The organism is Paenibacillus zeirhizosphaerae, from assembly GCF_030705605.1.
GTDB lineage: Bacteria > Bacillota > Bacilli > Paenibacillales > Paenibacillaceae > Paenibacillus > Paenibacillus zeirhizosphaerae.
Window position 1 is genome coordinate 196,216 of the sequence record NZ_JAPCKK010000031.1, and the last position, 16,412, is coordinate 212,627.

Annotated in this window: 14 protein-coding genes; 3 read left to right on the forward strand and 11 right to left on the reverse strand. The window is 50.1% G+C overall.

The annotated features are described in order from the left end of the window. Nucleotides 1-59: 59 nt before the first annotated feature. Nucleotides 60-956 carry a class A beta-lactamase gene (gene bla / locus OIN60_RS20130; protein ID WP_370872575.1) on the reverse strand — a complete coding sequence of 299 codons (897 nt, stop codon included), beginning with the start codon at nt 954-956 and terminating at the stop codon, nt 60-62. Nucleotides 957-1,556: 600 nt separating this feature from the next. Then, nucleotides 1,557-2,729 (reverse strand): serine hydrolase domain-containing protein, encoded by a 1,173-nt coding sequence (locus tag OIN60_RS20135; RefSeq protein WP_305756662.1) that lies wholly within the window; start codon nt 2,727-2,729, stop codon nt 1,557-1,559. A gap of 171 nt (nt 2,730-2,900) precedes the next feature. Between OIN60_RS20135 and OIN60_RS20140 the strand changes: the two genes are divergently transcribed. Continuing rightward, nucleotides 2,901-3,344 (forward strand): Lrp/AsnC family transcriptional regulator, encoded by a 444-nt coding sequence (locus OIN60_RS20140; RefSeq protein ID WP_305756663.1) that lies wholly within the window; start codon nt 2,901-2,903, stop codon nt 3,342-3,344. Nucleotides 3,345-3,360: 16 nt separating this feature from the next. Here OIN60_RS20140 and OIN60_RS20145 read toward each other — a convergent pair whose 3' ends face one another. The 3 genes from OIN60_RS20145 to OIN60_RS20155 form a co-directional block, all read right to left on the reverse strand. Then, on the reverse strand, nt 3,361-4,473 hold the full coding sequence (locus OIN60_RS20145; RefSeq protein WP_305756760.1) for an MFS transporter: 1,113 nt from the start codon (nt 4,471-4,473) through the stop codon (nt 3,361-3,363). 575 nt (nt 4,474-5,048) lie between these two features. Next, a complete protein-coding gene (mle, locus tag OIN60_RS20150; protein WP_305756664.1) occupies nt 5,049-5,894 on the reverse strand; it encodes an alpha/beta fold macrolide esterase in 846 nt (281 codons plus the stop codon). A 423-nt stretch (nt 5,895-6,317) separates the two neighbouring features. Next, nucleotides 6,318-7,694 carry a molybdopterin-binding domain-containing protein gene (locus tag OIN60_RS20155; RefSeq protein ID WP_305756665.1) on the reverse strand — a complete coding sequence of 459 codons (1,377 nt, stop codon included), beginning with the start codon at nt 7,692-7,694 and terminating at the stop codon, nt 6,318-6,320. Nucleotides 7,695-7,813: 119 nt separating this feature from the next. Between OIN60_RS20155 and OIN60_RS20160 the strand changes: the two genes are divergently transcribed. After that, nucleotides 7,814-8,605 carry an SDR family oxidoreductase gene (locus tag OIN60_RS20160; protein ID WP_305756666.1) on the forward strand — a complete coding sequence of 264 codons (792 nt, stop codon included), beginning with the start codon at nt 7,814-7,816 and terminating at the stop codon, nt 8,603-8,605. 46 nt (nt 8,606-8,651) lie between these two features. Here OIN60_RS20160 and OIN60_RS20165 read toward each other — a convergent pair whose 3' ends face one another. After that, nucleotides 8,652-9,389, reverse strand: a complete 738-nt coding sequence (locus tag OIN60_RS20165; protein ID WP_305756761.1) for a YwaF family protein — start codon at nt 9,387-9,389, stop codon at nt 8,652-8,654. 11 nt (nt 9,390-9,400) lie between these two features. Further along, nucleotides 9,401-10,120 (reverse strand): M50 family metallopeptidase, encoded by a 720-nt coding sequence (locus tag OIN60_RS20170; protein ID WP_305756667.1) that lies wholly within the window; start codon nt 10,118-10,120, stop codon nt 9,401-9,403. Between the two features lie 147 nt (nt 10,121-10,267). On the opposite strand from OIN60_RS20170, the gene OIN60_RS20175 reads away from it, so the two are divergent. Continuing rightward, complete coding sequence (locus tag OIN60_RS20175; RefSeq protein ID WP_305756668.1) at nt 10,268-10,480, forward strand: hypothetical protein; 213 nt, start codon at nt 10,268-10,270, stop codon at nt 10,478-10,480. Nucleotides 10,481-10,486: 6 nt separating this feature from the next. Here the strand turns inward: OIN60_RS20175 and OIN60_RS20180 are convergent, their stop codons facing one another. From OIN60_RS20180 to OIN60_RS20195, 4 genes are all read right to left on the reverse strand, one after another. Next, the gene (locus OIN60_RS20180; RefSeq protein ID WP_305756669.1) at nt 10,487-11,776 is read right to left on the reverse strand and encodes a methyl-accepting chemotaxis protein; all 1,290 of its coding nucleotides are present in this window, start codon (nt 11,774-11,776) and stop codon (nt 10,487-10,489) included. 124 nt (nt 11,777-11,900) lie between these two features. Continuing rightward, nucleotides 11,901-12,818 carry a RecB family exonuclease gene (locus OIN60_RS20185; RefSeq protein WP_370872559.1) on the reverse strand — a complete coding sequence of 306 codons (918 nt, stop codon included), beginning with the start codon at nt 12,816-12,818 and terminating at the stop codon, nt 11,901-11,903. Nucleotides 12,819-12,975: 157 nt separating this feature from the next. Beyond that, nucleotides 12,976-14,490, reverse strand: coding sequence for a copper amine oxidase N-terminal domain-containing protein (locus OIN60_RS20190; protein ID WP_305756670.1), 1,515 nt, complete (start codon nt 14,488-14,490; stop codon nt 12,976-12,978). A 114-nt stretch (nt 14,491-14,604) separates the two neighbouring features. Then, nucleotides 14,605-16,272, reverse strand: a complete 1,668-nt coding sequence (locus OIN60_RS20195) for a PucR family transcriptional regulator (RefSeq protein WP_305756671.1) — start codon at nt 16,270-16,272, stop codon at nt 14,605-14,607. Nucleotides 16,273-16,412 lie beyond the last annotated feature (140 nt).

The window sequence follows — 16,412 nt, forward strand, 5'->3', positions numbered from 1 at the left end:
TGAAAAGGGAGGAGGGCGTTTCACAGCCCTTCTCCACCATTTCGGGGGTTTCGCCACAATTACTCCAGGGCTTGCAATGCTGTCTTGGCTGCCTGGGCGATTAAAGCATTGTCATACTCGGCATCCTCGGTATCACGGCTGGACATTACAGCGATGATGACAGGTTCCCGGTCTGGCGGCCATACGATGGCAACATCGTTGCGGGTGCCATAACCTCCTGCGCCCGTCTTGTCACCAACTACCCAATCCTCTGGCACACCTGCCCGAATCAGTTCGTCACCGGTAGTATTTTCCTTTAACCAGCCGATAAGCAGTTCTTGTTTGTCATCAGGCATGGAGTCGTCAACCGCCAGCACTTTGAGGCTGTTGGCAAGGGCCTTGGGCGTACTCGTATCACGCGGGTCCCCGGGAATAGCTTCATTCAATTCTGTCTCATAGCGGTCGGCCATAATTACCGTGTCACCGTTGGCTCTCATCGCTTTTTCGAAGCCTTCAGGCCCACCGAGCGCTTTCAACAGCAGATTTCCTGCCGTATTATCGCTATAACGGATGGCCGCATCGCTGATTTCCTTGAGATCCATTCCAGTATCCACATGCTGTTCCGTAATCGGTGAATACGTGACCAGATCATCCTTGGTAAACTTAATGACTTCATCCAGTTCATCGTTTGATTTCTGCTGCAGAACCGCGCCTGCTGCCAGGGCCTTGAAGGTGGACGTATAGGCAAAGCGCTCATCGGCCCGATAGGCAACCTCTTTGCCTGTGCCTGTATCCAGAACAAACACGCCCAGCCGGGCGTCATACTTGCTCTCAAGCTGTTCGAAAGCTGCATTCGATTCGTTGGATGTTTCCTTCTCAACCGGCGGATTTGAAGCACTGACGGGCGGGCTCGAAGCACCCGTTTTTGTGCAGCCAACCAGTACAATTAGACAAAACACCGACACCAATAGAGCCATTTTATTTATAACAAATAAGTATTTTTTCAAGATGTAACCCTCTTTTCGTTATACTATTGTTCGGAATCCTTCTTTCTTATTTTTCGATGCATTGGACTGGCATCCCCCCCTTGTCTTTTATATATTACAACTGTAATACTTAAATTATTACATGTGTAAGTTTTATAGTCAAGCTCACGCCTTTAGCACATACAAAAAACGAAGTCCATCAGCCGTAAGCTCTGGTTTAAAGAAAAAGGACCCTCGCATGAGAGCCCGGTATAATGGTATAATTTAGCTTGTACAACACACCTTGAGTGGGTCGGTTCCCTCCAGAAGGGAGGTGAACCGTATGAACTTCTCTTTCTCAGATGTTATCATGTTTGCAACTTTTCTTATTGCACTCCTGACATATCTGGATAAAAAGAAGAAGTGACCCGCTCATAGGTCGCCACCTGTGAGGTCACTTCTTCCCGCTTAAATATTCTGCTAGAGGGGTGAACCCGCTCAAAGTTGTTGCGCTGGGGACGGTTGGTGGAACCGTCCTTATTTCTATTCTTACTTTAACATACCCTTTTTTATACCTCAAGATAATAGTGTGAGCACTTAATTGTAGTGGCCTTACTCTTTCTTAACTCCCCGGACACCGGCATAGACGGCTTCGCACAGCTCCGTTGTATACCTGCCTGACATTCCCTCGAGCGCCGTATTTGTGAATGCAACAACACTGAGCTCTTCTATCGGGTCAACAAACCAGGAATGACCGTAGGTCCCTCCCATCCGCCATGTTCCCAGCGATTCCGGTGTATCGGCAGCAGCAGGATCCTTGAGCAGTGTAAAACCGAGGCCAAAACCTCTTCCTGGCCAATACGGCATCTCGAGATCTCCAATTTGATTGGTCGTCATTTCCGTGACAAGCTCTTTCGGCAGAATCGGAGCTCCACCTTGCCGCAGCGCCTCCAGCAGCTTAAGAAAGTCCTCGGCACTGCCAACCATACCGGCTCCCCCGGAAGGATAGGCAGTCTTATCGTTAGCGCGAACAGGTGCAAGGCGAAAACCCGCCGTTCCCTCTACAAATGGTATGGTATCAAACTCTAGCAGACGGCGGGGCTCCCCGGAACTGTCAGCATAAGCAGCAGTCAGCCTCTCATTGTCCACGGCAGCAAAATCCGTGTCATTCATGGCAAGCGGCTGGGTAACAAGCAGCTTCACAGCTTCACTTAACGGCAGACCCGTGACCTTTTCAATAACCGCTCCAAGCACATCCGTTGCAATCGAATATCTCCACATTGTTCCCGGTTCATAAAGAAGCGGAACGGAAGCAAGTCTTTGTAGGTTCTCTTCAAGAGTTATCCCGGCCAGCTCCATGCCATCCGATACTCCAGCAAGCTCATATGCCCCCTGATCTTCCTGAAAGAAGCGGTATGTTAAGCCCGCGGTGTGCGTAATCAAATGATGAACGGTTATAGAGACATCTTGCCCATGGGGCAGCTTGGGGCGAAAATTAGGCAGCCACCTTTCCACTAAATCGTTCAACTGCAATCTCCCTTGGGAAATTAATACTAAAGCTGCAGTTGATACAATGGGCTTGGTTACCGAAGCGTAACGGAATAAAGCATTTTCCTTCATTGGCCGTTGCTGCTCCCGATCAGCCATACCCGCGGCCCTGCTGTATACGAGGTTTCCGCCTAATGCGATTTGTACAACGGTACCCACGACTCTTTTTTCTTCCAGTGTACGGTTGATCACTTCATTGACCTTGGTTTGCAGGAACTCCAGGTCTATACTTCTCATGGGTATCATCCTCTCTCAATAAGCTATTTACTTGATTCTTTAAAGCAGTGTGTTTATTATATAAATGATTTCGCCAGTTTTACATAAGGTGATAAAGCCCTAAACGGACAATTGCGATGAATATAAAGGTATTTGAAAAGAATATCTTATAACTTAAAAGGAGGGGATTTCATGGATGAAATTGATAAAAGTATTCTGTTCCATTTACAAAGCCAGGCGAGATTATCAATGACCGACCTGGGAAAGCTGGTAGGGCTGTCTCAGCCTGCCGTAACGGAACGAGTGAAAAGGATGGAGGAAAAAGAAGTTATTGAGGAATATCGCGCCGTGATTTCACCACAAAAAGTAGGAAGGCAGAGCACGGCCTATATGCTTGTTCGCACACGGGATTGCTACGCCTTCATTGATTTTTGCCGTTCATCACCGGAGGTGGCGGAATGTTATCGAATAAGCGGAGAACACAACTACTTATTGAAGGTTCTGACGGATTCAACCCAAGGACTGGAGGAATTTGAAAACCGATGCGATCAATACGGAACCTATACAACGCTAATCGTGATGTCCTCACCAATCGCATATAAAAATCTCATTGAAGAAACAAATCTGCTTGCATAAAGCAGTGAATACACCCTTAACCGGAAGGAAACCCATGCTTTCTAGCCAGCCAAGTGATAAGCAAGGCGGGGAGCAGCAGTATGAATAAGGAGCCTGGGAGGGATCCCGCCCCGAACCACTCGAGAAGGAACCCGCCGATGATGCCTCCCCCGCCGATTGCCAGGTTCCATGCTGTAACCAGCATGGATTGGGCTATATCCGCGCTTTGGCCTCCGGCTTGAGCGATTGCAGTTTGCAGCAATGTGGCCGCTCCCCCAAACGTAAGTCCCCATGCGGTAACACCAAGAATAATAACCGCCGGTTGGTCAGTACCGCTCCCCAAGGCGGCTGATACCAGCGCAAATCCCCCAATGCTGATTAGAACCAGAGATCTCAAGAAACGGTCAATCAGCATGCCGGTAATCCAAATACCGGCGACAGAGGTTATACCGAAAATAAGCAACACCAGATCAACCCGTTGGGCAAGGGAAGTTCCCGCAAGGTAAGATGCAATATAAGTGTAGAGGATATTATGAGCCAGTACCCAAGCCACAACGACGAACAAAATCGGGCGCACCCCGGGGATCAGAAAAACCTTGTGAAGCGGGAGCTGCCCACCTGCAGGCTCTCCGGCATAATCCGGCAACTTCCAAAGCACCCATAATATGAGGGCTGCTGTCAGCACAGATACGGCTGCAAAGATGAAACGCCACCCCATATATGAACCGAAAAAGGTACCGACCGGAACACCTAACGCCAAGGCCAAGGGCGTCCCGGCCATAGCCACCGCCATTGCTCTACCTTTCAGTACATCAGGCACCATTCGGCGAGCATAACCGGCAGTCATGCCCCAGAGAACACCAGCAGAGACCCCGGCAAAAAAACGTGCAGCAAGCGTCAGCATATATACAGAAGACAATGCCGTAACGGTGTTAAAAACCAGAAAGCCGAGGATACACATCAATAAAAGAGGGCGGCGTCTCCAGCCACGCGTAGCCGCTGTCAAAGGGATAGCCGCCACAAGAGATCCAACCGCATACAGCGTGACCCATTGTCCGGCAAGAGCCTCCGTGATCCCGAGGTCTAGCGCGATTTGAGGCAGCAAGCCCGCGGGCAGGCTTTCCGTTAGAATACAGATAAATACGGCCATGGAGAGCGCGAGCAGTCCAGCCCAGGGCAGACGTTTGGAAGACGACACGTTGGTGTCTCCTGCGGATAAAAAAGTAGGATTTGAACTCACAAAAAGATGTCCCCTTTGCTCCAAATTTTAACATCCATGCAAAAGCTATTTGCTTTGCGTATAAGCTTACATAAATAAACAGCAATTTTGCATAGATAATTAAAGGTAAATTGGGACTTATATGATGAGAATCCTTTTATTTATTGAGATTTACTTTTAATTTTAATTCGAACGCTAGAAAGAGGGTGTCCCCAAAGGCTCTTGACCGGGGTACTCTTTTCGTGTGTGTTTCGTGCGTGGGTGAGACGCTCCGAGAACGAAGCATTCCTACAATCACTGTTGACCCTTCGGGTCAAAGGTGAACGCTGCCGCTTTTCCGGAATTGCTTCGTCCTCTCCGCTGCTTTTGTGCATCCCCCAACTTAACAAGAACAACCGGAAAGCGCAATCTTCTGGCTTAACAAAATTGAAAAGGGGGATGCCCCAAGCCATTTTCATGACTTTTGGAACAGCCCCTATCTATGCACTATATTCGTAGCCATTTGCTCAAGCTGGTGATACCGAAGTGTGATTTACAATTGCATCAATAATAGTATCCCAGTCGTTATGATGAAGTTCGTGCCCTATGCCTTGCAGCATCAACAAGCTGGCCCCCGGGATGACTCCGGCAAGAGCTTTGCCATGTTCAAGCGGAATAACCGGATCCTCCGAGCCATGGATCACAAGCACGGGAACAGAAATCTCTGCTGTCCTTGTCAGATAGGATTCCCCACCTGTTACCATACCGTGATTATTCATGCTCTCCGGGTTGCTGCTTCTTTGCACTTCTTCTGCAGCCAAACGACGAACCCTGTCTTCGTCATAGGAATACTTGGTTCCCGCACAAATCCTTCCTCTGGCAACGATAAAATCAATCACCTCATGTTCATTCGCCCAGTTTAATGTCCCAAGATTAGAGAAAAAGCTCATCACCTTCTCTTCCATCGGCGGAAGCCCAGGGGCGAAATTCGAGGTAGCCAGCAGTGTGACCGTCAGAACTCGGTCAGGATGCCGCAAAGCCAGCATCTGAGTTAACATTCCGCCCATGGACATACCTGCAATATGGGCTTTTTCAATTCCGTACGCATCCAGGATACCAACAGCATCGTCGACCATGTCCTCAAACGTATACTCAGGATGGCCAAGCTTGTAGGTGACGGAGCGACCGACATCACGGTTGTCATAACGAATGACAAAACGTCCCGCATCGGCTATACGCTGACAAAACTCCTCCTCCCACCACACCATGGAGGACTGGGCTCCCATGATTAATAAAACCGCCGGGTCCCCTGGATTCCCAAAGCTTTGGCAGCAAATATCAACACCATTAACTTTTATAAGCTGTTCGTTCATCGTTACAACATCTCCTTCGCTTATATACATATTCGAGACACAAAAAAACACAGACATCCTGATGTCTGTGCAACCGTAATCGAATATATGACATGCCCAAATATACGCAAGGAGATACCCGCAGTACATGTGAAAAGAACCACCCTACAAAAAGAAGAGTGACCTGATACAAATAGCGGACTCACGTGAAAAAGGCAAACCTATCCCGATTACTCTGCACAAGACAGAGGAAAAGCAGCAAATTCACTTATTTGCAATGCTTGCTCAATCGAGAAAAATTTACCACACGTAACCCTCCATTCGTTAAACTAACATCAGGTTACCATAGATCATTCATACTGTCTACGTTGTTATTGGAGGTCCACAATTCTCGGCAAGGCCCCATCAAAGCGGCTCCTCCCGTTTATCCCTATTAATTCAGGTTCAACGTGCTTTTACTCTGACAGTACAGCCTGCAGGCGTCAATTGCCCAATCCGATCCTTGAACAGCCATAGCTCCGGCGTATCCCGGATTCCCTGTACCTGCAGCTCAAACGCCTCCAGTGGAAGACTTTCCACCTGCAGAAACAGACGGTTCCCATCCGTTTCGGCTGTTTTCAGCCTTATAGCTTTCCGGGCTCCGTCAGCCTTGATCATGTACACTTCTATCGACTCAGGGCCTGTGGGAGCGATGCGCTTACTGAAGGTTATGACTAGCTCGTCTTCACCTGATCGGTCGCTCTTTACGGGAACAGGAGGCTCATCATACATATAGCCACCCAGATGGTACTCGTAGGCGGTCCAGGCATCGTAGCCGTGCTTGTGTACGGATGAGCTGAACGCTGTCAGCCAATCCCTGCCTTTAACCATCCGCTCCAGTGAGCCGATGTCTGCCTGCACGCCGAGCGGCAACCCCGGAAAAGCAGCGCGAATCGGATCGGCAAAGCGCCAGTACTCCGCAATATAGTCCGGCGGAAGCTTCGGCCGCATCCAGTCCGGCCAGTGCGTCTGCAGGATATGCATATCCGGGCGTACCTTGCGGATCATTTCTACAGCATCGATACCCTGCCACTCGCGGAGCTTGGCTGGCGCTAATCCCCTTCTGTCCCTTACTGCCAGCGACCAGGTTGCAATCCGTATATCCGGTCTGGCCTCTCGGACTCCTCCAGGGCCGTTCACCAGCTCGTCAATTAGCCCGTTCACCGCATCAACCCTGAACTCGATCCAGCACCGATAGAGCTGCGGTACCCTGCGGTAATAATTTGCAGCCCATCGGTTGCGGAACTCGGGCATTTCCGTTCCATACCTTTCCTTGAATGCACGCTGTGCATGCAGCCCGACATCCCCGTAGATTCCGCTGTACAGGCCGTTCCACTCCGGAAAATACGGCTCAGCCACTTCGAAGCCATCGAAGGCAATTTCCGTGACCAGACGTGTGGCGGCCGCTTTTTTCCACTCTACATATTCCTTCGCAAAATGAGATAACCGCTGGAAGCCATCCTTTGGCTCCCGCAGCAGTTCCATTCTCCAATTGCTCCACTGCGGAGGCAGATGGGACACGCCAAAGGCTCCATTGCCAAGCACCATTGCCCACACCGCGATGTCCCTCCGCTGCAGGGCGTCAATAATTCGGGTATGTATTTTATTTTCCTGCACGACAAAATAATGAACAGTACGGTAGCCCGCCCTCTCTATCTCTTCCGCCACACTCTCCGCAGACCTGTCCGCATAATAAGGAAACAGCGGATCCATCTGAATACTCGGGCCCTGCATCGTCCACGGCCTGATTGTATGATCTGTTCCATTGACGTTATGTGACATTGGAGCCTCCTAATGGAATAGGTTGATCCCTAATTGGGTTCTATGATTCATTCGCTTGCAGTTGAGGGTATGTAATAACAAGACTAAGGAGCACAGTTCGGAACAGGAGGAGCAAATCTATGGCGGAGCAGCGACTGCAAGGTAAAATAGCAATAGTGAGCGGCGGCGGCTCAGGGATTGGCAAAGCTACCGCTATCCTTTTTGCCAGACATGGCGCCAAAGTAGCGATGCTTGACCGCACGCCGGACAAAGCGGAGCAAACAAAGGCCGAGATTGAACAGACCGGCGGCGAAGCCCTGGTTGTGGAATGTGATATTTCCAAAACAGACACGGTTGAAGCTGGCATGCGCAAGGTGGCTGACACCTTCGGAAGGATCGACATCGTGTTCGCCAATGCGGGCATCAACGGCGCTATGGCCCCGATCGAAACGATGGAAATCGCCGATTGGGATACGACGATGAACATCAACCTGCGCGGCACGTTTGCCACGGTGAAATATGCAATTCCTTTTCTGAAAAAGAACGGCGGCAGCATCATTATCAATAGCTCGGTCAACGGCAACCGGATCTTTTCCAATATCGGATTTTCAGCCTATGCCTCCACCAAGGCGGCACAGGTTACCTTCATGAAGATGGCGGCCCTGGAGCTGGCTCGTTATAAAATCCGCGTCAATGCAGTGTGTCCGGGAGCCATTGAAACACAGATTGGCGACAATACCTACCCTTCCGACGATCTCAAGGAAGTGCAGATTCCCGTGGAATTCCCGGAAGGCGATCAGCCGCTGCGGCATGCGCCGGGCGAGCCGGAGCAAGTGGCTAATCTGGTGCTGTTCCTCGCCTCCGACGAAGCCTCACATGTAACGGGGACCGCTATTTATGTCGACGGGGCTGAGTCGCTGCTGCGCGGATAACCCTTGTGAAAGCCCGGACCCTTGCTTACAGCAAGCTGTCCGGGCTTCAAGCCGTTATTTCCTCCGATGCGCTTTCCCTTTTACCCGATAACAGCTTGAACAGCAGCAGCATGCACGAAAAGAACATGAACGCCACGGCCTCCTCGGCTAGTATGTAATATGGATAAGGTCCCAACAAATCCAGCAGTGATGGCGTATCCGGCTTACCCCGGAGAAACATATAATTGGCATCCAGCAGCAGGTCGGCAATCCATACGATCAACGCGCAGCCGTTCAGGAACAGCATGGCCAGTCCGATAGACTTCCATGTAGGTCTGCAACCCTCAACCCAGGTCATATACAGACTCGCGAGGATAATCGCCGCATGGGCAACAAAAAACTGTATAAATCTGAAATGCGGAAAATCATATGCCAGATTGGGGGTTACCACAGCCTGGAGTGCACCGGCGATTCCGGCAAAGAACAGGAACTGGTACAGCAGTCGACTGCGCGTCATCAGCATCACACTGGAAAGCAGAAGAGTAATACTACACAGCTCCAGCGGCAGCGTCCGGCTGGCATCCCATACCTGCTGCTGAATATACCAGCACTGCAGGCACACCTCTGAGGCTAACAGTATTGCAGCAAGCAGCCAGCGCAGCCAAGCACGCAGTTTGTCACGGCTGCGGATCTGATGCCGTAGGACAAAGAGCAGCCATACTACTGCCGCAATGATCCCGATCCAGACCAGATGCGGCGATGAGAAGGCCTGAAACACGTCACTGGAATAAGCATCAAGCCACATAAACTGTTCACTCAACCGGATTTCCCCCTAATAAATCCTGGACGTCTCCTCTGCGCCTTCATCCCCGACTTTCGTTTATGCAGCAACTGCCCAATAGCCGCCCTGGCACAAAATAGTGAAAACACCAGAAACAAAATAGACCATAGCCATGCAGGCACATGTGTCCAGGAGGCCAAATTCGCCGCATCCCCTGCTTGTGACGGACTAACTAGCGAGGCCGTGAGGATAATGATCGTGCCCGCTACCGATTCTTCAAGCGTGATGAAGGCCAGCAGCAGATAATACAGCTTACCGAGGGTTCGTCCCCCCAGCAGCATTACGATGACATTCAGCACAATAAAACCGGCAAGCCACAGCAATCCGTAGCCTTCATGTACATACAGAATGATCATGACAGCAGCAACCAGTGTCATTACTCCCAATCCCCACTGGTGCCGCTGTCTCGCATGCAGGTAAAACAGCAACACGGCAAACAAGGATGCTCCTGTATATCCAGCCAGTGAGGTCAGGATGGCGCTCGCCTGCGAGGTGATAATGGAATAGGTAACTCCGCTGTGATCCGCATTGAGGTCGATCCGCTGCACTTGACCGGACATCACCAGCGTGACCACCGCATGGGCGAATTCATGGATCATCGTGTTCAGCGTTCTGAAGATATGAGAGAACGGAATAAACCGGGTGAGCAGCGCGGCTCCGGCGAGTAGCAATAACGTTCTGAGCCATTTTATCAAGCGGAATCGGCAACCTTTCCCGGTTCATGTTGGACAGGCAGAAGGGTAATATCAGACAGGGCTTGCCCGAACCGTTACATTCATCTTATGATAAGAGAAAGCCTACAGCAACCCGGGCCTTATTCATCCGCAAAGGAGACCTTATTTATGCCTACTAACCGCAAGCTGTGGACGGACGGAGACTTCCAGGAAGCCATCGACCGACACCTTCCGGTCCGCATTTTTGAGGATGACCAGCTCGTTGGCTCCGGAGGCCATGTCATCCGCTTCGACGACACGACCGTTGTCATCCAGACATCCGTAAGCGACCTTGCTTATCACGACCGCAGCCGCTGCGAATTTTTTGAGTTGAGAAGATAAATCGCATTATTGGGATTTTTCACTTCGAACCTGAGCTGCCTGTGTCTTCAGCATAAGCTTGCCCGTAAGCATCCTTAAGTCATCCGAGGCAGATGATAGTTCCTGCATAATTGCCGTTTCCTCATGCGCCGCACGATAGATTTGCTGCGCTCCCTCCGCAAACGAGACCGACATCTCTTGAATACGGTTCATATAATCATATGTCTGCTCTACCCGCCCAGTCTGTTCGGAGACGGAGTTTTCCAGCATACGCACTCCATCCACGAACTCGTCAATGATTCGGTGAAGGTCATTTAACGTGGTTTCCACCGAACGGGTACGGTTCGCTTCTTCCCGAACAAGCCCATTTTGCTGCTGCATGAGGGATACCGCTTCCGTGACCTGCTCCTGAATATGGCTAATCATCTGGTTAATCTCCTCGACAGAGGAAGAGCTTTGAGACGCCAACGTGCGGATATGCTGGGCCACTACGGCGAAGCCGTTGCCCTCTTCCCCTGCTCTTGCAGCTTCTATGGAAGCGTTCAAGGCGAGCAAATGGGTCTGCTCCGCAATTTCCTTCACTGTACCTGTAATCGTTTCGATCCGGTCCGCTTCCCGTTCTAGCTTCGCGATGACCTCATGGGAACGCTGATGGGATTCCGACAGAGTGTCCATACCGTCCATCAGCGAGGAAAACAGTGATTGGGTCGAATGAACGGAGCCCTCCATCTTGCCTGAAAGCTCCATCATCTGATTGGATTTCGAATGCATCAGCCGGAAGTCTACAAGCATCTGATCTGCCGTCTGCAGGGACAGCTCGGAAGCCTTCTTTTGCTCCTCCACCCCAGAGACAATATCATCGACTGCATTGGACATGGCCTCAATTTGTGCAGTAGCATGGGCAATCGCGGTGCTCAAGGTTTCGGCATTATGCGAGGTTGTCCTAGTGCTGTAAGAGATTTCGTCCAGCATTCCGCCGATATGGGTCAGCATGTTGCGAAACGCATCGTACAGCACTTTAATTTCATCTCCGGACCGCCGCTCGGGAATGACCACATTCCAGTTGCCGTCTGTCGCTTCCTCCGCAGCCTTGGCCAGGTGAACAATCGGACGGGTCAGCCACTTGGAGGTCAGCCAGCCGAGAATTCCTGTCCACAGCACGCCCAACAGCAAAATGATCGATACGTAGAGCCAATCCGCCATGCCGGGGGCAATCCATTCCTTCAGCACAAAGATGAAAAACGAGCTTGTCCCGTATGTGATGGCGGATATGGCTATAAATCCTGCAACTATTTTCGTTCCCAAGGATAATTTCATCGTTTACACCTCTGACATCGCTTTTAGAGACTAATTTACCAGTAAATCCTAGCGATAAATGTGATATATGTCATTGATATATCTAAATTTAGCAACAAAGTCGCTATTCTTTAGGCTTTTCTCCCTATACATATCTAAATTCGCAAACTTCCCTGAAATTGCAGCTTCCGCAAGTACGCCGGGACGGCATCGGGGTAAAAAAGGACATCGGTTTGGGCCGGTTATAATACTCATCATCCAGGCAGGATTTCATCTCTTCAATATATCGGCCCACATTTTCTTCAACTTTAGCAATATCTTCCTGAACGGGCTTGTAGGTTTCACATTCTCCAGTGACCAGATATTCTACCCGTAGCTCAAGCTGCTCCAGCGGAATGTTGTATTTCTCCCGCACATAAGAGGCATATAAATACAACTGATCCGAGAAATCCCCTTCCTTGCCCGTCTTCCAGTCCACAATAACCATCTCGCCATTTTGCCGCCTGTACAGCAAATCCATTTTGACATACACCTTCGTATCATGGAGTAGCATCGTATCCCATTTTTCCGCTTCAACGACGCGGGCGCCCCCGGCGCTCAGCTCCTTCCATGCTGCAGATGTATACAGGTTGCGGACAATCGCGCGGCGACGGTCATTAATAATGGAAATCCGGTCACGGAGCGCTTCCTCCCCGTAATAGATTTCAGACAGCATCAGCCGCTGCTTGGGCTGTCTGATCCAGGCCTCACGGTCTTGGGATTCCTTATAGCCTTGGTTCAGCATTTCCCTTATGACTTTATCCAAAAATCCCTGTCTCGGCGGCTCTCGACGTTCATCCACCGTACGAACGGCCGATTCACACATGCGGTGGGCCAAATCGCCGAACAGCAAATATAAATTGCTCAATTGCTTCAGCCGGTATAAGGTGGCCTGCTCCTCTGAAGCCAGCTCCCGGTTCCAGCCGTTGTGGGAACCGTAATAGTGAAAATAATATTTACGCAAGCATTCATCAAACGTATTGGCCCTCGACTGAGAGTAGGACCAGGGCGGATACATAACCAACTTGGCCACTCCCTTTCTTGATTGAAATGGTCTACCGATGATTATACCTCAATCCGACCGGAAATGGGGAATAGAAGAGAACAAATGTTCTTTTTTTAAGCAAAAAGATAGCAGACCTGCCGCAGCAATGGCCTGCTATCTTTTGTTCTAAAGAGATTTAGTCGCGCTCAATCACCAGTAGCCCGTCATCGGACGAAACATCCGCTCCAAGAGCTGCTGCGGCCTGACGAAGCGGAACATACATCGTACCGTACTCATCAGTAAATACCGCCTGCGGCAAGGCAATCGTTCGTTCGCCCACCACAATCCGCTTCATACCGTTTTTGACCACGAACGTTTCTTCCGTAATATCATCGGTCACCGTGATTTGCTTCGCAGCCGCATCCCACTTCAGATCTGCATCCAGCTCATTGGCGAGATCACGCAGCGGGATCATGGTCGTGCCTTTTTTACTCACCAGCGCATAGTAGCCGTCATCCGGATCAATGACAATCTCCTTATGCGTCAGCAGCAAATCATTCTGCAAGATGTCATAAACCTTCGAGCCACTATCAAAGTTGCGCAGGGTTTCTCCCGGGGTCATGTCTTCACCGTCCACATGGATAACACCGTCAGAGATGTCCACCTTATCGGCTGTTACCGCACCATTCACATTCCACGTCTCGCTTTCGGAAAGGAATGTAAAGGATGTGATTGGCAAATCTTCCGTTTCAGGAAGGGCAACCGTCAGCTCAGTACGCTCTTGGCGCAGATCGTTATTCTCATCAAAGTACAGGTCGGTTTTCAACACCGTATTCGGTCCGAGCACAGTCTTGAGTTCCGGCACCTGTGTATACATCAGGCTTACGCCAGCATCATATTGGCTTACGGCCTGGTCCAGCGCATCCTTGGTTTTCGTGAACAACGTATTCACAATTTCTTCACGGTTAGCGCCAAACTCGGACAGGCCTTCTTTTACAGTTTCTTCTTCACCAACAGCGGCAGCGATCTCGGCTGCCAAATCCAGTCCCTGACTGATCAGCTTCTTCAGCCCTTCCTCGTCCTGGGACAGGCTCTGAAGCAGCGGTTTAACCAGTTGAACCAGTTCTTCTCCTGTCAGTTGAGCAGACAGCTTGGTCAGTTTAACCTGTTCTCCGTTTACTTCCTCGGTTACAGAATCAACGGAGATGTCAGCCGGATTCGGCGAATGCTCGATGAACAGCCCGGCAGCTTCCAGCACCAGATCATTGATCTTGTCCTTGTAAGCATACGGATCGAATCCCTCAGGCAGACCTGCGAGCGCTTCATCCTGCTTCAATCCTATGTAGTAAGGCTTTTTGGAGCCTTCCAGCTCAAATGCCAGCCCCGCCTCATCCATGGACATGGCGAACGGCAAGCTTACATCTTTGTACTGGAAAACACCTTTGGCGGATACAACATCTTCTGATTGAATTTTGGCTTCGTATACGGATATGGACACAGAGTTAATAAAATCAATGATTTCCCTGTCTTCTGCTGACGCACTGCCAGCCGGCTCAACATGAAAAGATAAGCTGGAGCTGGACTCCTGCGGTTTGACTTTAAGAGTGCCCAGCAAGCCTTGATTAACATCGAACCCTCCCACCGCCTGACAACCCGTTAAGACAACGAGCAGCAGAATAAGCGGAGCTGCAAGCCATTTTTTCAGCTTCATGTAAATCCCCTTTCCCAAACTTTTTTTAAAAAACTATACAGTCACATAAAAGTTGGTTGCTATTTTCCATTATCGCAATCTTGCCTTGATTTGTAAATGATCGATATACAAGTCTCAGCTTCCTTCCGACTGCAGCATGCGATGGGCCAGCAAAGCCATTTCCAGGCAGCGTCTCTTGTCGGGTGACAGCAAATCCGCACCGACAATTTCAGTGATTTTCGTAAGTCGGTTGTACAACGTTTGCCGATGGATGTAGAGTCTGTCGGCTGTATCCTTTTTAGAGCCGCGGCATTGAAAATACATATCCAGCGTGTCCAGTAGCTGCATTTGATGCTCCTGATCGTATGTTATGAGAGCACCTAGGTGGTCTTCGACAAAGGTGACAAGAAAAGGAGCTCTAGGCACAGCCTTTAGCATCTGATAGATTCCGAGATCGTCATAAAACAGGATATCCTTCATACGTGCCACACCTCGCGCGGTTTCTATAACCTGATACGCCTCGTGAAAGCTCTGGTCTGACTCCAGCACCCGGCTCCTGCTCTTCCCGAAGCCTGCATGAATGCGCACTCCATGCAGTTCTTCTTCCGTATACCGGATCAGATGCTGAACAATATCCGACAAGGTGGCCCGCAGGTTGGACAAGGAGCGTACCGTTATCGATTCCTTGGCACATAACAGATAACACTGGTTACCCTTCATCATCAGCAGGCTGTGCAAATTATTTTTCTTGAGCAGGGAGCGCAGCAGGACAAGGATATCCTGGTGAATCGCTTCGCGGCGCACCTGGACTGCTTCCTTGTCAATTGACTCCACCTCAATCATCCCTGCCATGAACAGATATTCACCCTTGGCAAGCAGACGGAGCCCCATCCGGGTCTGGGCCTGCTCCTCACTTCTGATTTGTCTATTAATTAACTCCTGGATCAGTTCATTTTGATTCCGTAACAGCCGTTCCTCCAGAAACTGAGTGCGCAGGACAAGTGTCGCAGCCGCTTTGGCTGTATAGTCGAGTAACAGCGATACGGCTTCTCCCGGCTTCTCACCCTGCAGCACAATACCGACGGCGGAAAACACCTGCCCAAAGCAAACGACCGGCTGAAATAAAACCGAGGTATGGCTGGTCAATGGAAAAAGAAGATGAACATCCTGGTCCGCATGAATCCGCCCCTCCACTTCACGTCCGTATAGATCCTCCAGCTCCTCGGCGAGCCCCGCATCGATGGAAGGCATGAACCGGTTAGCGTCAATCGAGGATATATAAACCACCGGTCTGGATACATAATCATACAGCAGTCGCAATATGGCGGTCATATCCGAGCTGCGCAGTGTCTCCTGCTGGAGCTTACGCGAGAAGCTTTCCAGATTTTTCAACAGCAGATGATGACGGTTAATGAGCAAAGAGTGAATGTCCTGTGTAATTTCGACAAAACGGACCGGCTGTTCAAATACGATGACTGGAAAATCATGCTCCTCGGCCCATTGCAAAATTTCGTCGGGAACCGCATCAATCGTAGTGCCGAATTCCACGCATAAACCGGCCGCTCCCTGGCTGAACAACTGCTTCATATATTCAATTCGTTCTTCCTCGTAACGCTTCAGCCACAACCCTGTCGTCAAAATAAGATCATTTCTGCTCACAAAGGGGGAGATATGCGTAATTTCCAGCACATGCACCCAGCCGACCAGACGGTGACCCCCCCGTTCTCCCGCAGCAAGCTTAGCCCGATGGAATACTGGACGCTTTAACATTTCAGCAATAGTAAGCTGCTCTTCACCGTTCATTCGCTCACCTCTTATGTCATAATAAATAACATGAATATTCGATTTTCTACCAAATCGCGCCAGACATATCATCATAATGTCTATCTAAATCTCAGAAATCATCGACACTATGTATGATGCCATTCCTTAGCACCCCTTGT